At 47.7% G+C, this 24,153-nt stretch carries 22 protein-coding genes; 11 read left to right on the top strand and 11 right to left on the bottom strand.

The annotated features are described in order from the left end of the window. Positions 1-7 precede the first annotated feature (7 nt). Positions 8-1,222: an MFS transporter gene (locus NSQ20_RS30580; protein WP_340031455.1), complete on the bottom strand. Its 1,215-nt coding sequence runs from the start codon at positions 1,220-1,222 to the stop codon at positions 8-10. Between the two features lie 164 nt (positions 1,223-1,386). On the opposite strand from NSQ20_RS30580, the gene NSQ20_RS30575 reads away from it, so the two are divergent. The 3 genes from NSQ20_RS30575 to NSQ20_RS30565 all read left to right on the top strand — a co-directional run bounded on the left by NSQ20_RS30575 (position 1,387) and on the right by NSQ20_RS30565 (position 3,052). Continuing rightward, entirely contained in the window at positions 1,387-1,782 is a 396-nt protein-coding gene (locus NSQ20_RS30575) for a winged helix-turn-helix transcriptional regulator (protein ID WP_017691613.1), read from the top strand. After that, on the top strand, positions 1,779-2,456 hold the full coding sequence (locus NSQ20_RS30570) for a TIGR00266 family protein (RefSeq protein WP_036612199.1): 678 nt from the start codon (positions 1,779-1,781) through the stop codon (positions 2,454-2,456). Before NSQ20_RS30575 ends, NSQ20_RS30570 begins: the two co-directional genes overlap by 4 nt. A 134-nt stretch (positions 2,457-2,590) precedes the next feature. Continuing rightward, the gene (locus tag NSQ20_RS30565) at positions 2,591-3,052 is read left to right on the top strand and encodes a MarR family transcriptional regulator (RefSeq protein ID WP_036612197.1); all 462 of its coding nucleotides are present in this window, start codon (positions 2,591-2,593) and stop codon (positions 3,050-3,052) included. Positions 3,053-3,196: 144 nt separating this feature from the next. On the opposite strand, the gene NSQ20_RS30560 is transcribed toward NSQ20_RS30565, so the two are convergent. Further along, positions 3,197-4,171 (bottom strand): aldo/keto reductase, encoded by a 975-nt coding sequence (locus tag NSQ20_RS30560; RefSeq protein ID WP_036612194.1) that lies wholly within the window; start codon positions 4,169-4,171, stop codon positions 3,197-3,199. 295 nt (positions 4,172-4,466) lie between these two features. Between NSQ20_RS30560 and NSQ20_RS30555 the strand changes: the two genes are divergently transcribed. Both NSQ20_RS30555 and NSQ20_RS30550 read left to right on the top strand, forming a co-directional pair. After that, positions 4,467-5,510, top strand: a complete 1,044-nt coding sequence (locus NSQ20_RS30555) for an LCP family protein (protein ID WP_327196801.1) — start codon at positions 4,467-4,469, stop codon at positions 5,508-5,510. Positions 5,511-5,699: 189 nt separating this feature from the next. Then, positions 5,700-8,288 (top strand): DUF2339 domain-containing protein, encoded by a 2,589-nt coding sequence (locus tag NSQ20_RS30550; RefSeq protein ID WP_076329224.1) that lies wholly within the window; start codon positions 5,700-5,702, stop codon positions 8,286-8,288. Positions 8,289-8,668: 380 nt separating this feature from the next. On the opposite strand, the gene NSQ20_RS30545 is transcribed toward NSQ20_RS30550, so the two are convergent. Continuing rightward, complete coding sequence (locus NSQ20_RS30545) at positions 8,669-8,824, bottom strand: hypothetical protein (RefSeq protein ID WP_017691624.1); 156 nt, start codon at positions 8,822-8,824, stop codon at positions 8,669-8,671. A gap of 234 nt (positions 8,825-9,058) precedes the next feature. On the opposite strand from NSQ20_RS30545, the gene NSQ20_RS30540 reads away from it, so the two are divergent. Then, positions 9,059-9,730: an FHA domain-containing protein gene (locus tag NSQ20_RS30540; RefSeq protein ID WP_036612185.1), complete on the top strand. Its 672-nt coding sequence runs from the start codon at positions 9,059-9,061 to the stop codon at positions 9,728-9,730. A gap of 25 nt (positions 9,731-9,755) precedes the next feature. Beyond that, complete coding sequence (locus tag NSQ20_RS30535; RefSeq protein ID WP_076329225.1) at positions 9,756-10,334, top strand: class I SAM-dependent methyltransferase; 579 nt, start codon at positions 9,756-9,758, stop codon at positions 10,332-10,334. A gap of 229 nt (positions 10,335-10,563) precedes the next feature. On the opposite strand, the gene NSQ20_RS30530 is transcribed toward NSQ20_RS30535, so the two are convergent. Genes NSQ20_RS30530 through NSQ20_RS30520 form a run of 3 tightly spaced genes read right to left on the bottom strand, consistent with a single transcriptional unit; the run spans position 10,564 to position 14,398 of the window. Continuing rightward, positions 10,564-12,879, bottom strand: coding sequence for a carbohydrate-binding domain-containing protein (locus NSQ20_RS30530; RefSeq protein ID WP_340031454.1), 2,316 nt, complete (start codon positions 12,877-12,879; stop codon positions 10,564-10,566). A gap of 27 nt (positions 12,880-12,906) precedes the next feature. Then, a complete protein-coding gene (locus NSQ20_RS30525) occupies positions 12,907-13,587 on the bottom strand; it encodes a DUF4956 domain-containing protein (RefSeq protein ID WP_340031453.1) in 681 nt (226 codons plus the stop codon). Beyond that, the gene (locus tag NSQ20_RS30520) at positions 13,580-14,398 is read right to left on the bottom strand and encodes a polyphosphate polymerase domain-containing protein (protein WP_340031452.1); all 819 of its coding nucleotides are present in this window, start codon (positions 14,396-14,398) and stop codon (positions 13,580-13,582) included. The genes NSQ20_RS30525 and NSQ20_RS30520 overlap by 8 nt, the downstream gene beginning before the upstream one ends. A gap of 253 nt (positions 14,399-14,651) precedes the next feature. Here NSQ20_RS30520 and NSQ20_RS30515 point away from each other — a divergent pair, with 253 nt between their 5' ends. The 3 genes from NSQ20_RS30515 to NSQ20_RS30505 all read left to right on the top strand — a co-directional run bounded on the left by NSQ20_RS30515 (position 14,652) and on the right by NSQ20_RS30505 (position 17,134). Beyond that, complete coding sequence (locus NSQ20_RS30515) at positions 14,652-15,329, top strand: response regulator transcription factor (RefSeq protein ID WP_036612327.1); 678 nt, start codon at positions 14,652-14,654, stop codon at positions 15,327-15,329. Next, on the top strand, positions 15,329-16,678 hold the full coding sequence (locus tag NSQ20_RS30510; RefSeq protein WP_340031451.1) for a HAMP domain-containing sensor histidine kinase: 1,350 nt from the start codon (positions 15,329-15,331) through the stop codon (positions 16,676-16,678). The genes NSQ20_RS30515 and NSQ20_RS30510 overlap by 1 nt, the downstream gene beginning before the upstream one ends. A gap of 201 nt (positions 16,679-16,879) precedes the next feature. Further along, positions 16,880-17,134, top strand: a complete 255-nt coding sequence (locus tag NSQ20_RS30505; RefSeq protein WP_036612324.1) for a hypothetical protein — start codon at positions 16,880-16,882, stop codon at positions 17,132-17,134. A gap of 595 nt (positions 17,135-17,729) precedes the next feature. On the opposite strand, the gene NSQ20_RS30500 is transcribed toward NSQ20_RS30505, so the two are convergent. Further along, on the bottom strand, positions 17,730-18,497 hold the full coding sequence (locus NSQ20_RS30500; protein WP_036671654.1) for an SDR family oxidoreductase: 768 nt from the start codon (positions 18,495-18,497) through the stop codon (positions 17,730-17,732). 195 nt (positions 18,498-18,692) lie between these two features. Here NSQ20_RS30500 and NSQ20_RS30495 point away from each other — a divergent pair, with 195 nt between their 5' ends. Next, on the top strand, positions 18,693-19,331 hold the full coding sequence (locus NSQ20_RS30495; RefSeq protein WP_100528192.1) for a TetR family transcriptional regulator: 639 nt from the start codon (positions 18,693-18,695) through the stop codon (positions 19,329-19,331). An 8-nt stretch (positions 19,332-19,339) separates the two neighbouring features. Here the strand turns inward: NSQ20_RS30495 and cobA are convergent, their stop codons facing one another. Genes cobA through nirB form a run of 4 tightly spaced genes read right to left on the bottom strand, consistent with a single transcriptional unit; the run spans position 19,340 to position 23,801 of the window. Then, positions 19,340-20,110, bottom strand: coding sequence for a uroporphyrinogen-III C-methyltransferase (cobA, locus tag NSQ20_RS30490; protein ID WP_036671651.1), 771 nt, complete (start codon positions 20,108-20,110; stop codon positions 19,340-19,342). Continuing rightward, positions 20,107-20,988, bottom strand: coding sequence for a formate/nitrite transporter family protein (locus tag NSQ20_RS30485; protein ID WP_036671649.1), 882 nt, complete (start codon positions 20,986-20,988; stop codon positions 20,107-20,109). The genes cobA and NSQ20_RS30485 overlap by 4 nt, the downstream gene beginning before the upstream one ends. A gap of 37 nt (positions 20,989-21,025) precedes the next feature. Further along, a complete protein-coding gene (gene nirD, locus NSQ20_RS30480) occupies positions 21,026-21,343 on the bottom strand; it encodes a nitrite reductase small subunit NirD (protein ID WP_036671647.1) in 318 nt (105 codons plus the stop codon). Positions 21,344-21,359: 16 nt separating this feature from the next. After that, entirely contained in the window at positions 21,360-23,801 is a 2,442-nt protein-coding gene (nirB, locus tag NSQ20_RS30475; protein ID WP_036671645.1) for a nitrite reductase large subunit NirB, read from the bottom strand. Positions 23,802-24,153 lie beyond the last annotated feature (352 nt).

The following is a 24,153-nucleotide window of genomic DNA, read 5'->3' as shown; positions in this document are numbered from 1 at the left end:
ATGGAAATTAGAACGAAGCTTTCTCCATTTCGACTGATGCATGTTGATCTTTGCTTTCCAGCATTTTAGCCCATGCGGTCAGGATTACAGCTACGAGAACCATCAAGGCTCCGACCCATGTCGTGTGAATTAAACCGATGGAATCATTGATCACTCCACCCAAATAGGCACCTATAGCGATCCCTGCATTAAATGCGGCGATGTTAAAGGCTGAGGCTACATCCTTGGCCTGTGGTGCATATCGTTCAGCCAAGGTTACAACGTACATCTGAAGACCAGGCACATTCATGAAGGCGAGCAGGCCCATACCCATAATGGTGAGTAGTGCTGCCAACTTAAACGGGACGGTGAAGTACATTACGCCGAGAATGATGGTCTGAATGATGAACATATAGAAGAGCGCCTTGAGCGGGTTGCGATTGGCTGCTTTGCCGCCGATGATGTTGCCAACAGCGATGGCGATTCCGTACAACAATAGGATGAACGCTACTGTTTTCTCGGAATATCCGCTAATATCATGCAACAACGGGGACAGATACGTAAAGACAACAAATGTTCCTCCGTACCCAACAGCAGTGATGGCAAAAGCAAGCAGCAAGCGTCCACCTGTAACGAGCTTCAGCTGATCCCGAAATGCCGTCCGTGTTCCTCGCTTCAACGTGGATGGCACGAGTATCAGGTTACCGATCATTGCAACGATGCCAACCACAACAATCAGGATAAAGGCAGCGCGCCAGCCCCAATGTTGGCCGATGAGTGTACCGAGAGGTACACCGGTTACTGTGGCAATGGTAAGACCGGAGAACATGATGGCAATAGCACTCGCCCTACGGTTGGCAGGCACCAGATCGGCTGCAATCGTGGAGCCAATGGACATGAACACCCCGTGTGCCAGAGCGGACACTACTCGTGCAATGAGTAACATGGTGATGCCTGTCGATAGTGCAGCCATCGTGTTACCCGCAATGAAGACAATCATGATGGCAAGCAATAGCGTTTTGCGTGATATGGTAGACGTCAGTGAGGTCAGAACAGGAGCCCCAAAGGTAACGCCTAATGCATATAAAGTAACGGTCAGTCCCGCTGTAGTTACGGAAATGCCCAGGTCATCTGCAATGAGGGGCAGTAGCCCAACGCTGATAAACTCTGTGGTACCGATCGCGAATGCACTAATGGCCAGCGCAAGCAATGCCCATGTGCTGCGTTTTGAATCTTGTAACATTTCTTGCTCCACTCCCCAGAATGTAGATTTACGTACCGGCAAATGCTATTATGAGTTATTCGGTATAGATTGAATAGTACGTACTTTTTAGTACCCTACGTACTTTTTGGTGCCTATACAGCATGCGACGGATGTAATTCAATTCATCAGGGAGGAAGCAAGTTATGGTTAGAAAAAAATATAACATCTCGGTTGAAGCTACCTTAGAGGTGATCGGTGGCAAGTGGAAATGCGTCATTCTCTGTCATCTGACACATGGGAAAAGACGAACCAGTGATCTCAAGCGTATTATGCCCGCAATTACACAAAAAATGTTAACACAGCAACTGAGAGAGCTTGAAAACGACGGAATCGTAAACCGCATCGTATATAATCAGGTCCCTCCCAAAGTAGAATACGAATTGAGTGATTACGGGAGAAGTCTTGAACCGATTCTCAATGCGCTCTGCAATTGGGGAGATCAACATATTGTGAAGGAATACGGAGACAAATCAGCAGTTCTGGAAGATAATGGACTCAATGATTTTAACTCTGACAATAGGGAGCTGGTGCAACCGTGAACTATGAGATTTTATATGATGGTGCTTTTGCGATGCTCAAGGTACATTTGCAGCGGGGAGAGCGGTTCAAGGCCGAGAGTGGTGCGATGGTATCTATGACTCCTACGGTTGAACTGAAGGGTTCAGCAGAAGGTGGGATGTTTGCCGGGTTCGGTCGGATGCTGAGCGGGGAGAAGTTTTTCTTTCAGGAACTGACGGCTACGGGCGGATCGGCAGAGATTCTGCTCTCACCTTCAAGCATGGGCGATGTAGAAGCTGTTGAATTGGACGGTTCCTATTCACTCTATGTGCAGAAAGACGGATTTCTGGCAGGAACCGAGGGCATTCAGGTGAATACCAAAATGCAAAACCTGAAAAAAGGTCTCTTTTCGGGAGAAGGTTTCTTCATTATTGAGATCAGCGGACGTGGAACTGTATTTCTGTCTTCCTATGGTGCCATCCATGCGATTAATCTGGCAGCAGGTGAAGAAATGATCGTCGATAACGCCCATTTGGTGGCATGGCCTCATTATGTAGATTACCGTATTGAGAAAGCTTCACAGGGCTGGTTATCCAGTGTTACAAGTGGAGAAGGACTGGTATGTAGGTTCCGGGGAGAAGGAACTATTCTTATACAGAGCCGCAATCCGCAAGGATTCGGACAATGGGTGAAGCAGTTTATCCCTGCGCGCTAATTATTTTTTTGAGAAAGAACACACAGAGTTGCAACGGATATGTTTCCATCATCGTTATATGAATAATGGATTTACTTCATTGACTGACGGGTATATATTCTGTTGCATAAGGTCGCACATCATGGAGGTATGAGATGACAAGCTCACGGTATAAAAACGCACAAGAAAGTCCGGGATATCTGTTATGGCAGGTTACAGCCATGTGGCAAAAGGAAGTACGCAGGGTGCTGGAGCCCCTCGAACTGACACAACCTCAATTTGTATTATTGCACGCCTGTTTATGGCTCAATGAACACGATGAGGAAGGCAAGGGAGTGACTCAGGTTCAAATTGCTCAGTTTGCCAAGGTGGATGTTAACGTGACTTCTCAGGTTCTACGTGCGCTTGAAAAAAGGGGATTAATTACCCGCGCTCGTCATCAGACAGATACGCGTGCCAATATTATCACAACAACGGAAGAAGGAACCCGATTGGCTGTGGAGGGAATCCATCTGGTCGAGGAATCGGACAAGGCATTTTTCGAAACTTTGGATGAACGTAAGGGAGAGTATTTGGAAATCATGCAGGAGTTTCTTCGCCAAAAAACAGAGAGTTGATCCGTAATATATCTTTTTTTAATGTATTAAACTACAGAATGTAGTGGAACTGGAAAATTTTCTGATTATTAATAATTGTAACACCTCTGTAAAATACAAATAGACCTCCTGACTTCATCTTGTCGGAAGGTCTATTTGGGTTGCTCAATCGATTCGATAGGACGCAAACGGCTCGCGGCGACGGAAAGAGTCACTAATCTGGTCCAGATCGTCCAACAGCTCATCGGGCAGTGACATGTCCAGACTAGCCAGATTATGTTCCAGCTGTTCGGTGCGTGTAGCCCCGACAATCACTGTGGATACAGCTGGACGTGTCAGTAGCCATGCAAGCGACAGCACACTCGGGGAGCATCCATATGAGGCAGCTTTAGCACTCACTTGTTCACTCAGTTGGATATTATGCTCCAGCAGGAAACGGTTGAAAGACGGATCGGTGTCTGCTCTGGAACCAGAAGGCACACGGGTCTGTCCGTTATATTTACCGGTCAGAATACCACCTGCCAGCGGGAAATACGGGATAATGCCTACACCCTGATCGAGACACATTGGTACCAGTTCCAACTCAGGTGTACGGTCTGCCAGGGAATAGCTGGTTTGGGTGGAGATGTAGCGCACATAACCTTTCTGTTCACTGATGCCCAAAGCTTTCATCAGCTCCCAAGCTGCGTAGTTGGAGGCTCCGATGTAACGGACTTTGCCGGAAGTGACCATATCATCCAATGTGCGCAGTGTCTCATCCAGCGGTGTATGCGGATCAAAAGTGTGGATCTGGTACAGATCGACATAATCCGTTTGCAGACGCCGCAGGCTATGTTCCAGCTCTTGTTGCAGATGGTAGCGGGAGGAACCCCGCCCATGAGGACCATCATGCCGGGGTAATCCGGCTTTGGTAGCAAGCACCGCGTTTTCACGTCGACCTGTGAGAGCCTGTCCAATGATGCGTTCCGATTCCGTGCCTGCGTAGATATTGGCGGTATCGATAAAGTTGATGCCCTGATCCATCGCTGCATGAATAATGTGGGTAGAAGCTGCTTCATCCGCGCGTTTGCCAAACGCATTGGTGCCAAGCCCCAGTGCCGACACACGCAAACCACTATTGCCCAAACGTCGATACTCCATCATTCATCGCTCCTTCTCTATTCGTTTTGTAGAGGTAGTTCAAAAAGTCCACTTTTGATTACGAATGATGCCTGGCGGCATCATCAGCATCGAATATGAAATTCAGCCGAAATGTCCGTTGCTCACGTAGTTTTCCCTACGCTCCGCTACTCCATTTCTAGCTTCATTCCATCTTCTCGGTACTGAAAATCAGACTTTTTGAACATGCATTTGTATAGCAGATTATAACGTAATCTATTGAAAACGTGTTATTAATATAGTTAAATGATTCTAAGAACCCGTTATTAAAGGAGATATGATGGAAAACAGTGCCGCACATTTAACAAGACGGAAGCCGAAGAAACCGAAGAAGAAATGGAAGAAGCCATTAATCATCACCCTAAGTGTGCTGCTTGTGTTGGGAGGACTCGGATTTATTTATCAAAAGCAACTCGTCGTGTTTGCCTTTAATTTGTTTGCTTCAGCTACAGTGAAGGATGCCTTGGATGACTCCTTTGTACCAGCTGGCGATAAGGATGCCCCTGTTGTGGAACATACCGACCCGTTCTCGCTCTTGCTGCTGGGTATTGACCAACGAGATAACGAACCAAGCCGTTCGGATACCATCATCTATTCCGTCGTGCGTCCAGAAGACAATAAAGTGCTGCTGCTGTCCATTCCACGTGATTCCTATACCGAGATTGTCGGCCGGGATGTGAAGTCGAAGATTAACTCGGCGTATGCCCACGGTGAAGCCAGGATGGCGATGGATACGGTTGAGAATTTGCTGGGAAACAAAGTGGATTTCTATGCCGCGATTAATTTTAACGGGCTCAAGGATATTGTTGATGCGGTGGGTGGTGTTGAACTGCCAATCAAGAAAAATATTGAGAACAAGCTCAAAATTCATGAGAAGCTGTTTGTTGAAGCGAATAAACCGATCTATAGCGGTGAAGAAGCGCTTGGTTATGTGCGTTACCGGGAAGATTCCGATTTCAATCGGACGATGCGTCACCGGATTTTCTTAAGTGCCTTCATGAATCGTGCGCTGGAGGTCAAAAATCTGACCAAGATCCCGGACGTAATCCAGATTGCCGGATCGAATTTTACAACCAACATGACCTCGGACTTTATCGTGAAATTTGCCGAGTCCTTATATATGAAAGATAGCATACCAACGATCAGCAATTACATGCTGAAGGGTGAGGGTGCAACGCGCAGTGGCACATGGTACTACGATCTGTCGGAGGACGATCTGCAATATGTGCGTGGCATGATCGCCAGTTGGCTGGACCCGGATGCGACCGAGATTATTGAACCGGAGTCAACCGAACAATCGGAGACGAGTGATGCGGCATAAGCATCCATTCTTGTGCAAATGCTCATATGAATATAAGTCCGGCGAAGCAGTTGCTTCCCGGCTTTTTTGCGTTTGAGATCCTACGGATGAAATATTGCACAGATATATCTAATGTTTAAACCTCTTTTTATGGCATACATATAGTAAAATATAGGGAAAAGATTAAACATCAACCAACGGAGGAAGCTCATGAAGGAGTTTAAGGATCGGCTTCAACAGGTTCAGGAGCAGCAAAAGCAACTGGCGAAGGAGTATCACGCCCTGCTCCAGGAGTACCAGTCCGATGACCTGATCGTTCAGAATGAACAGTTACAGGAACAGTATGAAGCCCACAAGCTCAAGCTGCAACAGCTTGTACTTCGCTCGCGCAAGATGGAAGAAGAGAATGCACGTCTTCGTATGGCGTTATCTGAACAGATGCTGGATGAGAAGCTGAATCTGATCCGGGTATCCCGGGAGAAGATGGAGACCTATTTTCAAGGGAAAACAGCAGTACATAATGATCGAATTGCATTCCATGAGCATCGAACCAAATCCAATCTAAACGCGCTGTACAACCAGGCAGCACAGGAGTTGCAAGAGGACTCCCACGAGGTGAAGGAGAGGATTGCTTACCTTGCGGCAGAGGTGAATGAGCGCATTGAATCGCACAGACGAGCTGTACGGGATAGAGAAGAGGCTCTGCGTGGGCACATGGAACGTGGATATGAGCATATGGCGGAGGAAGGGTTGAGCGAAGAGACTATTCAACGCCGGATCAAGCAGAATCGCATGGAGATGAAGATTGGACTCAGCTGGATCAACAAGGTAGCCATCCTGCTCCTCATTCTGGGGGTTGGAGCAGCGTTCCAATACTCGTACTCGACCTGGTTCAATGACGAGATGAAGAGTGGAGCCTTTTTCCTGCTCGGTGCACTGATGCTTGCTGGAGGAGAGTGGCTGTTCCGCCGCAAAAGGCAGACGTTTGCGATGGGGCTGCTCGGCGGTGGGATATCCGTGTTGTTCGGCTCCGTCTTCTATAGTTACTTTTTACTGCATATTATCGGGTTATATACGGGACTTGCCCTGTCTGTATTGGTATCGGCAATCTCCGTATTGTTGTCCTTGAGATACCAGTCGAAGACCATCTGTTCACTAGGTTTGGTAGGCGGATATCTTCCGTTATTCTCCTACATGTTCTCGTTCGGGCTTGAGGGCCCTGCTGTCTATGTAGCCATGATCTATCTGCTGCTCTTAAACGGCATTATTGTGTTCATTTCGTTTGGCAAACGGTGGCCGGTGGTGCACTATATCAGTTTCCTGTTCAACACACCATCCATGCTCATCCTCTTATGGCTGTCGCCAAGTGAGAAAATTGGCATGTTGTATTCCATTGTGACGTTTGCATTATATCTGGGCATTACGCTGGCATATCCATTCAAACACCGAATGAAGTTAACCTGGTGGGATTTCGCTCTACTCGCCATGAATACGAGCATCAGCTGTCTGATGTTATACGTATTATTTGATGTTGCGAATTGGAATGATGCTCAGGGTTTGCTGGCGTTAATCTTCTGCTTGGTGTATCTGGGCCTCGCACGATTCGTTCAGCGCCATATGGCTCAGGAGAAACAGACGATTCTGCTCTTTTATGTCACATCCCTGACGTTCGCCATTCTGATTATTCCGTTCCAGTTCGGGGCCAAGTGGTTATCGATGGGCTGGTTGATCGAAGGAGTTTTGTTGGTTACGCTTGGACATCTGAAACGGCTCAAGTCGGTGGAACGTGCCGGATGGGGCATTGTTCTTCTATGTCTAATCACTTTTGTGTACTATGATCTGCTGGCGCTATTCTTCATCGGGGAACGTTCTTACTTCATGTTAAAATACTCCAGTATCACGCTGGGAACCTTGCTTATTACACTGTATTATGCCTGGGCTGTTCACAGCAACTCATCTTCCAGAGAGAGATTCAATTACAGCCCGCTGGAGCTGGGTTTTCTGAACGGATTCAAGTATGTGACACTTGCGAATCTGTGGTTATATGTGCTGTATGAGTCGAATGAATTGTATACCAGAGCTGTCGATGGGACGTTCCTGTTATACATGTTCTACAAGTTGCTCATGTTCGCAGCGCTCACCATTGCATTGGCCTATGGACTGAACAAGGTGAAGCTGCTGCGTGATCGATACGTGCAGGTGTATACCACTTTCTTGCATGCTATTGGCTGCTGTATTGCACTGGCCGTAACCTTAACCATGCCAGCGCTTCAGCCGGAAGTTCAACAGCATACAGCGGCAGAGATTGTTGGTTTGCTGGTGTTAATTATCTTTAACGTAGGGGTATTCTTTGCAGGAAGGGATCTGCTGATTGCAGGCATCCGCGGGCAGTTCAAGAGCATTGAATGGTACCCGGTTATCGCAGGGGTGTATCTGCTCGGTGTCATCACCGTATTCCTGACGATTCAGTTCCAGTGGGGTGATGTGGGGCTGATGTTCAGCCTGATCTATCTGCTGCTCGCGATTCTCTATATTGCCTATGGATTCCGTAGAAAATATGTCATGATTCGGCGTCTCGGCCTTGGCCTAACGTTGTTCGCTACGGGGAAGATGGTGTTCTATGATGTGGGGATGCTTACCTCAGGCAGCAAAATCTTTGCCTATTTCAGCTTCGGCGTACTATTGCTGGGGATCTCTTACCTATATCAGAAGGTGTCCAGCCGGATGGAGGAAGTACAGTCCAGAGAGACAGTGAAGCCTGACGACGAGCCGACTGTGCCGGAGGAAGACCAAGATTGATTTGGGTTTTGAACGACTGTAGTGACCTTTGGGATCATATGGGGAGGGATTCTTAAGATGGGATTCGACCTGAAAGTTATGCTTTGGCAACTGTTATGGCTTGCTGGCCCTGTAGCTCTTGTCGTGCATGGCTGGAGGAAATTCGGCGCGAGAAAGAAGCGGCAATGACGTGAGTGTGGGTGAGATGGCGGGAATGTCCGCTGTCCACTTCACTTCGCTTTGGGAAATAAGTCGTGTAATATAGATTTTTTCAATCCAAAATGAGGCTCCGGGCTGCTGTTACCAGCAATCTGGGGCCTTATTGATGTGAGTCTATGGCTTAGCCTAATATGACATTCGTGAAACGTTTTGCGCAGAGATCACGTTATAATAGAGTAGACTCAGGGCTGGATCTTCATTTGTAACCATGAGGTTTCGGCAGCCGAGGTGCCTTTCAGTGATTCTCCGCCATCATCATTCATACGGGAGAGCACGGTTAATGTCATGGACAGGGCAAAGGCGAGTAGCACGTATATGAAAATGTTTTTTTTGTTCATTAGAAGGTACCTCTCTTGTTGAATGAGCTAAAGTAGACATCCGGCCGTCATGAGAAAAAAAGCACAACGTCTGGTATAGTAGAGTGAGTAGAACCGAACATAAATCGTTCCTGTGTACCACTATATTGAACTATAGCGGTGCAAACAATGGAACAAATCTGATGATCTTATCATTATTGTTGAAGATATGTTTATAGAGATCGAGTGAGTGATCATTGAAGGTGGGAGAATAACATGCGGGAGACGGCAAAAATCGTCATTCGTACGCCAGGACAGGAAAGTGACGGCTCATTTGCTTATGTAAGCCAGGGTCGCTCCATTACGGTGGGACGTTACACAGGTGGCAGTGAATTGGACTTGTCTGTCTATAATCAGATGATATCGAAGCGGCATTGCCGCATTCATTATGATGTACAGCAACAGTTATGGATCGAGGATCTGGATAGCAAAAATGGAACGGAACTGAACGGGCAGCGCCTCATTCCCTATGAGAAATATCCGTTTGGCGAGGGAGACAGCCTGACGTTGGTCAACGGCCTGATCCAGCTTCGCGCTGAAGGGGATCTTGGAGAGACAAGGGAATATCGGGTGTCGGACTTGCTGGGTGAGGGCGTACGTTTACTGGATCACCTGCAAACCGTACAGATCGGCGAAGTGGAGATTCCGCTGTCCAAGAAGGAGTATCAGCTGTTCAAGCTGCTGTATAGTCAACTGGACCACTTTGTGACAAGGGAACAAATTGTGGCTCAGGTGTGGCCGGAGCGTAGTATGCTGGAGAGTGAAGCGGTAGGGATCGACGAGATTAACTCGCTAATCTATCGGACGAATCGCAAGCTGGGTGTACACTTTACCATCAAGTCCGTTTACAAAAAGGGTGTATATATGAAGTCTCATGTGCCGGAATAATGAGTCATAACAAAGGGATGAGTTCATGTTCATCATTTACCTGATTCCATGGCTGATTGCCGTGGTGACATTGATAGGTGTCATATCCATCGTACTTGTCAGTTGGAAAAACGGTATTTCCCCGATGCCCACATCCAGTCGTGTCAGACAGGTGGTCATTCAGGAAGTGAACCGTATTCCAGGGTACGGGGATGTGCTCGAAGCGGGCTCTGGATGGGGCACACTGGGGCTGGATGTTGTAAGGCATTGTCCTGGTAAAAGGCTAACGGGTATTGAGAATTCTATCATACCCTTATGGTCTTCCCAAATAATTGCCTATCTCAGTGTTCGCTTACGTGGAGCCAAGGGAAACAAACACTCTCTCAAGGGCAGGCTGCGCTTCATGCGCGGGGATATCTACACCAGTTCCTATGAACATGCGGATTGTGTGATCTGTTATCTATTCCCGGGAGCCATGACTAAGCTTTTGGACAAGTTCAGTCGAGAGCTTCCGCCGGGTGCCAAGGTGATTAGCGTCTGTTTTGCCCTGCCAGGAAAAGAACCGCTACGCACCATAACATGCCGGGATGCCCTGCGTACCAAGGTGTATGTGTATTCCTTTTAAAGAAAAGAACAGGAAAGTGATCACCAGGTTTGCTCGGCTGGAGTGCTGCAAACCTTCTGCCATAACGTGAATGGATGAAAGAGTGTGCTCCATATCATAGTAATGCAGATACCACGTAAGAACGAGGATGCGAAAAAGGCCCCGAACTCACTATGAAGTGATTCGGGGCCTTTTTGTCTCGGCTTTGAGTTAGGGCAAGAGATTGCTTGATTATTACTTACCGCACGTATTATTTTGCAGAATCGGTAGTGTCTGTGCTGTCGGATGTTGTACCGGATTGGGATCTGTTTCTGCCGCCTCCAAATCCGCCTTGTCCACCGCCACCAGGACCGCCCATACCTGTATTGGCAGTGGTTACACCAGATTCATTCACCCAAGTCACATTACTAGTCGATTGGAAGGCAACCACTTGAGTTCCACCACTATAGGTACCATCTGTATAGAGTCCATCCACCGCTTTACCTGTAGACGTACCACCGGAGTAGATCACGTATGAACCATCTTTCGCAAGATCCGGGGAGCTGACAACCACGGTTTGATAATCTTTTGCTGGTGCAAACGTCAGAATGTTGTTGCCTTCGCTATCTTGTACATGTACAAGTGTTCCAGCTTTTTGCGTTGCAGGGAATGTCATCACAATGGTATTTTGCGTAGACGCATCGGATGTTCCTTGTGCCATACCCGAGCTGCCAGCAGCTACCAAGTATCCACCACTGATTTCAAATGTGCCGTCATAATCCAATGCTCCGTTGCCGCTATTCGTCGGTCCGTTCACAATAACCGTTCCGCCAGTCATGTTAATGGAACCATTGGAATCCAGCCCGTCACCACCTGCGTTCACGGTGAGGGAACCGCCGTTAATGTGGAACTCGTTATTGCTTGCTGCTGCACCACCCATACCGCCCGGTCCACGTCCTTGCTGATTAGCAGCTGTACCTTGGGATGCCTGATCGGTAGTTGATGTTGTGCCTGTCGTTTCGGTTACAGAGATGTTCGATGTCGTTGTTGCATCGGTTGCTGTAGTCACGCTATCTGTACTTGCTGCTGGATTCGTAGCTGTTTCCGTCTCGCCACCTGCAGCATTGACGCCATCATCGGATGCCGTTACATCTACATCCCCATCGTTCAGGGTGATCATTGCACCTTCAATTCCTTCATAGCTCTTCGCAATGGTGATGGTTCCACCGTTGATCGTAAGGGCATGATCGGCATGAATGCCGTCATCACCAGATTCAATGTTGAATGTTCCGTCGTTGACGGTCACGTTATTGTTGCTGTGCAGGGAATCATCCATGGAATCAATGGTATACGTACCTCCATTAACCGTAAGATCTGTACCTGCTTTGAGTGCTTTGGCACTTGTGGACTCGGTTGCTGTTGTTGCAGTGTCCGCATCAGCATTGTTATCCGTTGTTGTTGTTGTTGTTGTTGTGTTGGCAGAGTTGGATGCTGCTACGCCGTTTGTATTAGCACCTGCATTCGTACCGCTGTTATTAGGCATCTCTGGCATATCTGCAGGAGGTTCGCCATCTGGTGGTGTGCCCATATCCGTTGGAGGTGTGCCGCCACCCCATCCACCGCCACCGCCGCCGCCAAATGGACCTTCTTCTACTTTGGCTGGTGCATTGACGCTACCGCCGCCCGTTACAATGTTGTATGTGCCGCCATCCGCAACAAGTGCGGTTTCAGCTTGAATACCGTCGTTGCCACTTTGGATATCAAAGGTACCTCCTGCGATGGCAACGAAGCCTTTGGTGGTATCCGTGTCATTGGTTGATTTAATGCCGTCGCCTTCGGCTTCAATGGTAATCGTACCCGCTTGGATGGCGACCATATCCTTACCTTTGATGCCGTCATCGGCTGCTTTGACACTGATGCTACCACTAATGATTTTCAGATCATCCTTGCTCGTAATACCTTCATTATAGTTACCTGTGACGGTCAATTGACCTGCACCGTTGAATGTAAGATCTGCTTTGCTGAAGATTGCAGCATCGGGCTCGTCTGTTGTAGCATCGGCGTACACATATGTTTTACCATCGGAAACGGTATTCTTGGTTCCTTTTTCGAGCGTAATCACCGCTTTACCAGCCTTCTGAATGTAGATTGCGGCGCTGTCGTTATCATGAATGGTTGCTCCGTTTAATACGAGATGTACGGTACCCTTATCGGCAACGTTAACCACGATCTGTCCATCCGTTAGCTCACCGCTAAGTACATAAGTGCCTGCTTCAGAGATGGTTACCGAACCATTCGCTGCTTTGGCACCCGAACCGGTTACCGTTGCAGTTGTTCCGTTCAGCTTAATCGCTGTGGAATCTGCCTCACTCCAGCTAATATTGGTATCGTCAGCATCCAGAGAGACCAGATCGGCGTATTTTACAGAAGTTTGCTCGCTGACAGATACCGTTTTGGTTGTTCCTGTCGTTGACGTTGCGGCATTGGCCGTTGTGCTTGTGGTTGCTGGTGAACTGCATGCGGCGAGTAGGCTGGTAATCATGGCGATGGACCAAAGTTTGCTACCTGTTATTATGTTTTTCTTCATATTAGATCGTTCCCTTCGAATTATAAATTAATATTCCGTTGTTGGACTCATGGTTAATGAGATATCCAGGTTGCCGTTCCGTGTGCGGATCGCATCGAGGAATTCCTTTTGGCTAACACTTTCGTGAATGGTTACACTGTAGACCAGCTCATACAGACTGCCGAGTTCGGTCGTTCTGATTTTTTTCAGATCAAAAGGTACGTTGAATGTATGGAACACTTCATTAAGGGCTTCTTCATAGCTTAAGTTTTCGGGAATGGTAACTTTCAACGTTTTCAGCTGACTTTTCTTGCCGCCGAAGTTAAAGCGACTCAGAACAAACATCAGCACACACAGGATAATGGTGAACAGTACCGCGTATCCAAAAGCGCCTACACCGCAGGCAAGACCGGAAGCCATCGTGAACAATACGTAAGCAATGTCTTTTGGATCACCAGGGGCACTTCGGAATCGGATGATCGAGAAGGCACCTGCCAAGCTGAAAGCTCGTGCGATGTTGCTACCGATGAGCAGGATGATGATGGCGACAATGACGGGCAGAACAACCATCGTTAAGGTGAAGCTCTGAGAGTATGTGCTTTGGTTAGTTTTCATGTAGGTGAGGCTGATGATCAACCCCAGAGTGATGGCAAGACCGATGGTGATGACGGCGTTGTTAAACGTCAGGTTGGTATCGGTTAGGGCTGAACTGAACAGTGAATCAAGCATATAGGACACGCTCTCTTTCTATAATCGTTTTATCTTGTTCTATGGATGGGTCGAAATCGGTACCTGGTACAAGAATGCGCTCCGTCTGGTAATTTAGGTTCGTTGTTCTCGCGAGATGTCTGTACTCGTTGCCGTATTTGGAGAATCCGGTGCGATAGAGACCATGTTCGGACAGCAGTTGTGACAGCCACATCGGAACGGTTTTCTCGGCTTTCACTTCCATCAGCCATCGTCCGTCCTTCACCAGCGGTTCACCGTAATCTCCCTGTTCGAGCTTCAGATCATATCTGCGGCTACGAATGTTGGTGTCAAAGGTAATGCGAAGATCCCGGCTGTTCTTGTCGAAGAGCGCCTTGCGTTCATACGCCAGATACACTTTTGGTTCCAGATCGTAGAGGCGAAGGAAGTATTTGATTTCCTCCACAACCTGTTTGTTCATGTAATCTGCCAGCTCCGGTGCCTGTCCCGAACGGACGAATTCGTAAGCTTCATCCAGCTTCAAGGCTGTTCTGCGTTTGTTCACCAGGCCAAAGACTTTCTTTTTGATCTCCAGATACACTCTGGCATTCTCTTCAGGGATTCCATAAGCTCGCATTCTCAGCTTCTCCTTGTATTTTGGTTTGGAGAGACTGGCGCGGATCAGCGAATCTTGTGGAGTGTCGAAGTACAGGTTACTGATGGAGTAATACTCATGTTTCTTGTTGTAGGCATCCAGCTCCATGTATTTCAGCAGGTCATTGTAGAAATGTGCGTACTGTTCATCCGTCAGAAGATACTTGCTCTCATATCGGTTGAATACTTCAATAGCCATGTGGGACTCAGTCCTTTCGTCGGTGGGTTGTATGTTTTGTTGCATCGTGTATTGCTTCCATGTCTGTATCTTAGAGCCCCAACCTTGAATGAATCTTAAATGGTTTTACATTGCGTTAACATTTTTTCACCTTCCTATAATAGTGCGCATACACAAAATGAATTAAGATTGATTCAAGGTTTGATTGATAGAATAAGAACATATAAAACAAGATCATTGAGAGAAATAATTCAAGCAGAGGAATGAATAGATGATGAGAATATTAATTGCGGAAGATGAGGTTCATTTGGCAGAGGCTGTATCGCAGATTTTGAAAAAAAACAACTACTCCGTGGACATGGTCCACGACGGCAGATCAGGATTGGATTATGCGCAGAGCGGCATCTACGACCTGTTACTACTCGACATCATGATGCCGGAGATGGACGGGATCACCGTCCTGAAGAAACTTCGCAGTGAAGGCAATCATACGCCTGTCATTCTGCTTACTGCCAAGGGTGAACTATCGGACAAAGTCACAGGCCTCGATTATGGTGCCGATGATTATATCGCCAAGCCGTTTGCCACAGAGGAATTGCTGGCCCGGATTCGAGCAGCTTTACGGAGGAAGGGTGAAGTGGTTCCCGAGGATGGGCTGAAGTTTGGCGACATTGAGCTGAATACAACTCAACTGAAGCTGAGCGTACAGGGTAAGGAGATTAAGCTGAATCTGAAGGAGAATGAACTGCTGGAGCTGTTGATTGCCCGCAAACAGGCGATTACCTCCAAAGAGCAGATTATTGAGAAGTTATGGGGATTTGATTCGGAAGTGGAGTATAACAATGTGGAAGTATATATCTCTTTTTTACGCAAAAAATTAACCTTCCTGAACTCTGCCGTCCGCATTAACACGATTCGGGGTGTGGGGTATGTACTTGAGGTGACGTCCTGATGTTCAAGAAACTTCGAAATCGATTCTTGATCGTGAATCTGGTGTCCATCTCCATTATGATGCTGGTGGCATTTGCGACGATCTATACGATTACTTATCAGAATGTGCAACGTGAGACCAATATGGAGTTGTACAAGGTGTCTGATTTCTATCACAGTCCTTATAATTCATCCAAGATGCCGCGCGGGGAAGGGCAGGGTTCCGGTACAGGGGGTAGTACAGGCTCTGGTTCAAGTTCTGGTTCAGATTCGTTTCCTTCCGATACCATGGGTGGTGATAATGGAGGACCGGGAGGTGATCCCAACTCACCTCCGGCACGTTCCGTTTCGTTCATGATTAAGACGGATGAACAGTGGAAGATTACGGATACACATTCCCGATTTGATATGGAAGATACGTTCTACACCGAGGCGTTACAAAAGGTTGACCAGAATAAAGTTGGTGATTCGGAACGGCAGACGGGGCAATTTGCGCTGGATGGAACGGACTGGGCCTATGTGGTTGATCCGAGCGGTGCCGGGCACATGATCGTATTCATTGATGTGACGGCGCAACAAGGTATTCTGACGAATCTGATCTATACCTTTGCAGTTGTCGGACTGGTGATGCTGATTGTGATCTACTTCCTGAGCCGTTATTTTGCGAATCGCTCCATTTCACCAGTCAGAGAAGCGTTTGAGAAGCAAAAACAATTCATCGGTGATGCTTCTCATGAGTTGAAAACACCTCTGGCGATCATCAATACCAATGCCGACGTACTGCTTGCGAATCAGGAGGATACTATAGCAAACCAGGCGAAGTGGCTTCACTATATTAAGTCTGAAACTGAGCGTATGACCGGACTTACGAATGATCTGCTCTATCTGACACAGATGGATGACTCACGCTCAACGATGATTCATGCGAAGTTCAATATGAGCGATGCGGTGGAGAGTATTATTTTGCCGATGGAAGCCGTTATATTTGAAAAAAACATTTCCCTCGATTACAACATTGAGCCGAATCTTACGGTTCATGGGAACAGTGAGCAGATCAAACAGGTCATTCTGATCCTGCTCGATAATGCGGTGAAGTATTCCGGTCCCAAAGGCGCCGTAAACGTCACCCTTCAGAAACAGAATAATGATGTCATGCTGGCCGTATCCAATACAGGTGAAGGCATTGCACCCGAACATCTGGATCGGATCTTCGATCGATTCTATCGTACGGATTCGTCAAGAGCCCGCAAACATGGTGGGCATGGTCTGGGGCTTGCGATTGCTCGTTCCATTGTGGATCAGCACAAAGGAGAGGTGTATGCTCGAAGTGTAGTTGGAGAGGGTGCTACATTTTACGTGCGGTTGTCGTAGGGGCAGAGTGATGAGCCAGCGTATGAAAAAATGCTACCTACGTTTCGGCTCAACACTAATTCTTCGCTCCCGCTCTATAATTGTACTTCAGGCATAAGTTCTGCCTGTAATGGGTTAACCTATGCTACAATGGCAACAGTATGTATGAATCAAGGAGATGAACTGAACGTGGCAGAAGCAAACGCAATTAACGAACAAGAAATGATGCAATATATTGCAGATAAAACGAAGGCAAGCCAGGAGAATATCGCCCTTGTGTTGAAGCATGAGCAAGCGTACATCAACAAGGCGCACGAAAATTCCAAAGGTAACGATGTGGATATTGACGGCGATGATCTGGCTGACTACATCCTTAGTCGTAAAGATGTGAAGCTGGATGAGTTGACCGTGGAAAGCATCCTAGATGCTGAGATGGACTACTTGATGGACAAGGGTCACGCGGGATACGTCGATTAAGTTAAGCGTGGATTTGGAGTTTGGACTGTGGCGTGAGGTTTAAGGAGATTTGTATCGATGATCGGCGCATGAGGGGCTAGATTATTGGTGTGCGTAGGTTGTTCAGTCCAGCGATTAAGCCTTTCTGTGATCCGGGCAAAATCTAACGAACCTGATACGCCTTATAAGGGTATTCCTCGCTCGTTTGGGAATGTAACGAATCTCAGACACATTATTCTCTGGATTTTAGGACTTTCCCATGCAGTTAAAGCATTTCCGCGGAATTAGCGTGTCTGAGATTCGTTAGTTCGGGAAATAAGCGCTTTTTGCCGAAATAAGGTGCCCTAGGTTCGTTAGAGTAACTTAGAGTGATCACATGGTGCAACGAGGCGTTAAATGGCTGTTTCAAAAGTGAAATCTCACAGATGCAGCCTAATGCATGGCAAGTGTTGTACTGTCAAAAAGACCTCAACTCCACAATACTGTGGTGTTGAGGCCTTTTTTAGATTGTAGTGACCAGGCATCCCTTCGGGAACACCTGTCGGTATAACTTTTCTAAGGATGGACTTGAAGTTCTATCGACCCAATCCCTATCAATCCCACCGTTTATAGCTTCTTATTGACCCACCATACCGCCATCTACGGTGTAAAGGGAAGCTGTTACATAAGATGCTTCTTCGGACAACAGGAAGTTCATTACCGCAGCGACTTCTTCCGGTTCGCCGTAACGGCCCATTGGAATGCTGGACACGGTTGCTGATTGATAATCTTCCACGTTACCGGAATTAGCTTCGATCTGACGCATCATGCGTGTATTGATTGTACCTGGCAATACAGCGTTAACTCGGATATTATAAGGTGCCAGTTCATTTGCAGCGGTACGCGTGAGACCAACTACGGCATGTTTGGACATAATATATGGAGATACAGCAGGTGCACCCATCAGACCCGCGAGGGAAGAGGTATTAAGAATCGCACCGGATTTTTGTTTTTTCATCACTGGAATGACATTTTGCAGACCCAGGAATACTCCACGAATGTTGACGTTATATACGGTGTCGAGTGCTTCAACACTCAGGTCTTCGATCAGCCCTGTTGGACCTTCAATTCCGGCATTGTTGGCAAAATAATCGATTCGACCAAAAGCATCTAATGCTTTTTGCACATAGTTTTTCACGTCTGCTTCTTGGGATACGTTCGCTTTTACGGCGATGACGTGCTCTTTGTCGAGGTTCAGATCAGTAATCGTCTGTTGGATAGCTTCTTCATTCAGGTCCACCAGAACCAAGTTAATTTTGCGCTCAGCAAGGCGGCGTGCCAATTCTTTACCAATGCCCCCGGCTGCTCCTGTAATAACGGCTGTATGTTTATAAGATGTACTCATGATATATCCGCTCCTTATTCATTATTGGCAGGTATTTCTCAAAAAAAGTTTCAACCTGTCGTCTATCTTTCCTGTCTCAATGTTAAGATATACATAGCAATGTGACAATAATCATTGACATCGCATATGTCAGCTATCGGACAGAGGTGTAAGCGGTGTTCATTTATATTACAATAATGAACAAAGGAGGCGAAAATGTTGATCATTGAACATCCTCAGGACCGGAGAGCACGAAGAACGCAGGATGCGATCATCGCTGCGGCGGTTTCTTTGATATTAGAGAAGGGAGCGGATGCCCTCACAATCCGGGATATTACGGAACGGGCGGATTACAACCGGGGAACCTTCTATTTACATTTTCCCGGCAAACCGGAGTTGTTGCAGTTCATTCTGGATGATTTCATGCAGGGAGTGGGGCGAGCTTATGCAGAACCATACGCACAGCTTACAGAAGTGGACATGACTGCATTGCTGCCATCCACGATGCCTGTATTCGAATATATTGAAGCCCATCAGGATATCTTTCGTGCATTAATAACGATGCATTCAGATATGAGCTCCCGGCTGTGCAATATGTTTAGAACGTATCTAACCGAAGATTTTGTATTGGTGACCGAGGATAGTGAGTGGACGATTAATTACGACATCATGTTAAGTTATCTGGTATCTGCAACAGTAGGGGTAATCATGCATTGGGCGGAGATTGGATTCAAGTATTCTGCGCATTATATGGGAGAGCAGCTTACGGCGCTGATTAACATCAAACCGACCCGTCTGCTGATTGAACCAGGGCAGAAGGGTCGGACTATTCACGAGCGTATGCTGTTAGATTAAGTACCGGATTATCCGGTCATGGAGGCATTCGCGGCCTGTTGCATCTGAAGCAGCTGTTCGCGGATCAGAACGGACTCTCCGACCATAATCAATGCCGGATTATTCACTTGATGTAACAGGGCGAGGGAATGGAGTTCGGCAAGTGTGCCGGTAATAATCCGTTCCTCCGAAGTGGTTCCTCGTTCGATTAAAGCCGCAGGGGTGTGTCCACTTTTGCCATGGTGAAGCAATTCATGTTGAATCTGGGGCAGTTGGCTAATACCCATGTAGATGACCAGTGTATCCACACTATGGGCAAGTAGATCCCAGCGGACCGAAGATACACTTCCATCACTGCCGGTTCCCGTGACACATGCGAAGGATGAAGCAACCCCGCGATGGGTTAACGGAATAAGGGATGAAGCGGATGTACCTACAGCTGAAGTGATGCCAGGAATGATCTCAAATGCAATCCCTGCTTCCGCCAGCACAAGCGCTTCTTCACCACCACGGCCAAAGATGAACGGATCGCCACCCTTGAGTCTTACGACTTGTTTGCCTTCCGCTGCATGGGCAGCCAGCATCCGTCCAATCATCTCCTGACTCATGGAATGAAGGCCTGGAGCCTTGCCGCAGTAGATGCGGAGTGCTCCTTCACGAGCTTCAGCGAGCAATTGATCATTCACAAGCCGATCATACATAATGACATCTGCGGACTGAATACGTTTCAGGGCTTTTACCGTAATCAGTTCCGGATCTCCAGGACCAGCGCCAACAATACTAACCAGGCCCCGGCTCATGATCGTGTCCCCAATTTCGGTGCAGCATCAGAACTTGCCAATCCTGAACGACCACCCTGAATGGTTGCCAGTTTCGTCGATAGTTTCACCGGATTCCCCCAGTGGTGTGCAGCATATAGACCGAGGCCTGTAAATACAGCTCCGCCAATGAGGTTACCCAACAACACCGGGATCTGATTCCATAGCCACCAGTCAGCCATAGTGACCTGTGCACCGAGCATCATGCCTGCCGGGATGACAAACATATTTACCACAGCATGCTCAAATCCCTGAGCGAAAAATATGGTAATGGGCAGCCACATCGCTACGATTTTGCCCAGTGTAGAAGTGGACGTCATTGCCATCACTGCCCCGAGTGTGACCATCCAGTTACATAGAATGGCTTTGATGATGACCAGTACAATGCCATCCCCACCCAAGTGCTGATACCCCAATGTTTTGGTTTCACTGTTCTGGATCAGCGTTTGAATTAGAGGGTTGCTCATATCCGTACCCATCCTGGTAATGGTCAGGCCGTATAAGAGAGCATAGAATGCACATCCGAGCAGATGTCCTGTGATCACCCAAAAATAATTTCGAAGCATATCCATCCATGTAATTCTGCGTTTCAACACTGCGAGTGGAAGCATCGCAAAGTTTCCTGTCACCAATTCGAGACCCAGCAGAATAATGATGACAAATCCCGCCGGGAATATCAGTGCACCTGCCAAACCAACGGAAGTTTGAGATACAGCGGTATATGCCAGTGTGGTTGCAAAGGCAAGAATAGCCCCCGCCAGAAAACCGCGGATCAGCATCTGTACCCGATTCATTCTGGATTTGTTCTCACCAGCTTCGACCATCGATTGCAGCACTTCTGCAGGTTTAACAAAATCCATAGCGCACGCCTCCTTGATGTCAGGGTATCTCTAGCCTTTAACCTGCAATTGTGATGAAGATTTCTCCGCTGTTGCCGTCCACTTCTGTTTTGTAGGTATTCAAGCAGCCTTCATCCGGCTCGTGTACCTTGCCGCTACGCAGATCAATCTTCCAATCATGTAAAGGACAATGAACGGCCGTCCCGCATACCATGCCTTCCGACAGCTTGCCGCCCTTGTGAGGGCAGCGATTCTCGACGGCATGCAGACTTCCGTCGCTCAGTTTGAACACTGCAATTTCCGTATCCTGTATCAGGAAGGTCCGTGCTCCCTTTTCATCAATATCTGCAAGGTGTCCAATTCGGAATTTGTTCATCGCTGTTCCTCCTCTTCTAGTGGGTTACCGGCTCGGCACCGGACAGTGGGGTGAAGTTTTTACGCAATTTCTCGTCTTGAATGATTTCTTTCCAAGGATCAACCGTGTGACCCAGTGTAACTTCCAGACGTTCAACCAGAGTGAGACGTACATCCCGATCCGCCAATGCTTCCTTCACATGATCCAGACCAACCCGTTCAATCCAAGCCGCTGTTCTCTCATTCCATTTTGCGTTCTCTCTATAATATTGCAGGTAAGAGTAAGTCCACTCTTCCACTTCCGCATCGGTCTTCACCGTACAGAGCAACTCGGCTGCACGAACCTTGACTCCCGCGTTACCGCCAACATGAATCTCCCAAGCGCCATCAATGGCGACAACACCCAGATCCTTGATGGTTGCTTCAGCACAGTTCCGCGGACATCCGGAGACAGCGAGTTTCACTTTGGCCGGAGCCACCATCTTGTCGAGTTTTTTCTCCAGACGAATACCCATCTCAATGGAATCCTGTGTGCCGAATCGGCAGAACGTATTACCTACACAAGTCTTCACCGTACGAAGCGCCTTGCCATAACCAAAACCGGAAGGCATATCGAGTTCCTCCCAGATCTTCGGCAGGTTCTCTTTCTGTACACCGAGCAGATCGAGTCGTTGCCCACCCGTGAATTTCACCAACGGCACATCGTATTTCTCTGCGACAGTTGCAATCTTGATCAATTCCGCCGGGGAAGTGACACCACCATAGATCCGTGGAATAACGGAGTAGGTACCGTCTTTCTGGATATTGGCGTGATAACGTTCGTTGGTGAATTTGGATACACGCTCATCTGTGTATTCAGCCGGCCAGATCATACCGAGATAATAGTTGAGGGAAGGACGGCACTTGGAGCAACCTTCCGGTTCATTCCACCCGAGAACGTTCATGACTTCCTTAACGCTTTTGAGTCCCATCTCCTTGATCTGAGCAACAATCTCATCCCGATCATAGGATGTACAGCCACAGATGCCTTCTTTGGTCTGTTCACCTACATTATCGCCGGCATAATACGTGAGCAGGTTTTCGATAATAGGTTTGCACCCACCGCAAGAAGCGGAGGCTTTGGTACAGGATTTGATTGCACCGAGTGTATTACAGCCTTTATTCAGAACGGCGTCCCCGATGGAAGATTTGGTAACACCGTTACAACCACAGACGATCTCGTCATCCGGCATACTCGCCATTCGTTCTGCGACAGATGGACCCGAGCCTGAACCACCGGAAGGTACACCGAGCAAAATTTCTTTCTCCCGACCACTGATTTTCTCACCACTTTTAATGAGGGAAAACAGCGATGCGCCATCCGTGGTATCCCCGAACAATACAGCTCCAATGAGCTGCCCATCCTTGATCACCATCTTTTTGTACACACCATCAACGTCATCCTGAATGCGAATGCTGCGAGTGTCCGCAGCGTCTTTGAATTGTCCGGCAGAGAATACGTCCACACCGGATACTTTCAGCTTGGTAGAAGTGACTGAACCTTCGTATCCTTCGGTTGCCGCGCCAGCCAGACGTTTCGCAAGTACCATACCTTGTTCATATAATGGAGCAACCAGTCCGTAGGCAATACCGCGGTGTTCTGCACATTCGCCGACGGCAGATATACCAGGGATGCTGGTATGCATATAATCATCTACAATGACTCCACGATTCACATCGAGGCCGGTATTGCGAGCCAGTTCAATCTGAGGGCGAATCCCGACAGCCATGACAACCAGATCCGCTTCAAGCACCGTTTGATCAGTAAAACGAATGGCCTTCACTCGATGTTTGCCTGTGATTTCTTCGGTATGTTTGTTCAAAAGGAACTTCATGCCCTGTTCTTCAAGCTCACGCTGGAGCATCAGACCTGCCGGCAAATCTAGGTTCCGGTCCATCAGATGACCGTTAATATGGATGACCGTGACGTCCATGCCCAGATTGAGCAGCCCCCGCGCTGCTTCAAGTCCTAGCAATCCACCTCCAATGACGGCAGCTTTGCGATACTTTTGTGATGCTGCCATCATGGTCTCACAGTCTTTAATATCTCGGAATCCGATTACGCCTTCCTTGTTAGCGCCGGGAAGCGGGAGGATGAACGCTTGTGAACCGGTTGCCATAATCAGCTCATCATAGGCTGCGCGTACACCATTTTGAGATACAACTTCCTTGCGCTTGGTATCGATCTGAACGACCGGGTCACCCGGGTGCACCCGAATGCCGTTATCTTCGTACCAGCTCCACTCGTTGATTACGATATCTTCGATGGATGTTCCGCCTGCCAGTACAGAGGATAGCATGATCCGGTTGTAGTTGGGATGCGGCTCTGCGCCGAAGACTGTGATTTCATAAGCGTGTGGAGCAAGCTTAAGGATATGTTCGATTGTGCGGATTCCCGCCATGCCATTGCCGACCAGCACCAGTTTTTTCGTTGTACTCATTATGATTAGCCCCCTTAGGTCCATTCTGCAAACTGCCTCAAAACCTTGTCTCTAAAATCGAAAAAGCCTGTTATGCCTCGGAGGACTGCGCATATACATACGCATCCCTTGCTCCGAGATTGCAAAACAGGCTTCATTGCCGTTTCAACCAGCTACGCCGTTGTAACTGTGATCGATTCAAATATGGAGTTGTTATGGCTTAACTATAAAAGATCGATCTAACCATGTCAATATAGTTAACATAAAAAAGTATTTGAAATTTAAAGTTAATTATGTTTACATGAGTTTATTGGAATATCGAATGGACGACGAAGTTTTACGAGTATATCTTCTTAGTTTAAAGGCTTCTAGA

Source organism: Paenibacillus sp. FSL K6-1122, from assembly GCF_037977015.1.
Taxonomy (GTDB): Bacteria; Bacillota; Bacilli; order Paenibacillales; family Paenibacillaceae; genus Paenibacillus; species Paenibacillus amylolyticus.
The sequence above is the reverse complement of the archived record's forward strand: the minus strand, read 5'-3'. Positions and strand labels throughout refer to the sequence as shown.

Coding starts and splice junctions, on each gene's coding strand:
- NSQ20_RS30565 (WP_036612197.1), top strand. CDS start 2,591: ATGACAAGCTCACGGTATAAAAACGCACAAGAAAGTCCGGGATATCTG.
- NSQ20_RS30515 (WP_036612327.1), top strand. CDS start 14,652: ATGAGAATATTAATTGCGGAAGATGAGGTTCATTTGGCAGAGGCTGTA.
- NSQ20_RS30580 (WP_340031455.1), bottom strand. CDS start 1,222: ATGTTACAAGATTCAAAACGCAGCACATGGGCATTGCTTGCGCTGGCC.
- NSQ20_RS30535 (WP_076329225.1), top strand. CDS start 9,756: ATGTTCATCATTTACCTGATTCCATGGCTGATTGCCGTGGTGACATTG.
- nirB (WP_036671645.1), bottom strand. CDS start 23,801: ATGAGTACAACGAAAAAACTGGTGCTGGTCGGCAATGGCATGGCGGGA.
- nirD (WP_036671647.1), bottom strand. CDS start 21,343: ATGAACAAATTCCGAATTGGACACCTTGCAGATATTGATGAAAAGGGA.
- NSQ20_RS30510 (WP_340031451.1), top strand. CDS start 15,329: ATGTTCAAGAAACTTCGAAATCGATTCTTGATCGTGAATCTGGTGTCC.
- NSQ20_RS30550 (WP_076329224.1), top strand. CDS start 5,700: ATGAAGGAGTTTAAGGATCGGCTTCAACAGGTTCAGGAGCAGCAAAAG.
- NSQ20_RS30485 (WP_036671649.1), bottom strand. CDS start 20,988: ATGGATTTTGTTAAACCTGCAGAAGTGCTGCAATCGATGGTCGAAGCT.
- NSQ20_RS30575 (WP_017691613.1), top strand. CDS start 1,387: ATGGTTAGAAAAAAATATAACATCTCGGTTGAAGCTACCTTAGAGGTG.
- NSQ20_RS30530 (WP_340031454.1), bottom strand. CDS start 12,879: ATGAAGAAAAACATAATAACAGGTAGCAAACTTTGGTCCATCGCCATG.
- NSQ20_RS30505 (WP_036612324.1), top strand. CDS start 16,880: ATGATGCAATATATTGCAGATAAAACGAAGGCAAGCCAGGAGAATATC.
- cobA (WP_036671651.1), bottom strand. CDS start 20,110: ATGAGCCGGGGCCTGGTTAGTATTGTTGGCGCTGGTCCTGGAGATCCG.
- NSQ20_RS30495 (WP_100528192.1), top strand. CDS start 18,693: ATGTTGATCATTGAACATCCTCAGGACCGGAGAGCACGAAGAACGCAG.
- NSQ20_RS30560 (WP_036612194.1), bottom strand. CDS start 4,171: ATGGAGTATCGACGTTTGGGCAATAGTGGTTTGCGTGTGTCGGCACTG.
- NSQ20_RS30545 (WP_017691624.1), bottom strand. CDS start 8,824: ATGAACAAAAAAAACATTTTCATATACGTGCTACTCGCCTTTGCCCTG.
- NSQ20_RS30555 (WP_327196801.1), top strand. CDS start 4,467: ATGATGGAAAACAGTGCCGCACATTTAACAAGACGGAAGCCGAAGAAA.
- NSQ20_RS30525 (WP_340031453.1), bottom strand. CDS start 13,587: ATGCTTGATTCACTGTTCAGTTCAGCCCTAACCGATACCAACCTGACG.
- NSQ20_RS30520 (WP_340031452.1), bottom strand. CDS start 14,398: ATGGCTATTGAAGTATTCAACCGATATGAGAGCAAGTATCTTCTGACG.
- NSQ20_RS30540 (WP_036612185.1), top strand. CDS start 9,059: ATGCGGGAGACGGCAAAAATCGTCATTCGTACGCCAGGACAGGAAAGT.
- NSQ20_RS30500 (WP_036671654.1), bottom strand. CDS start 18,497: ATGAGTACATCTTATAAACATACAGCCGTTATTACAGGAGCAGCCGGG.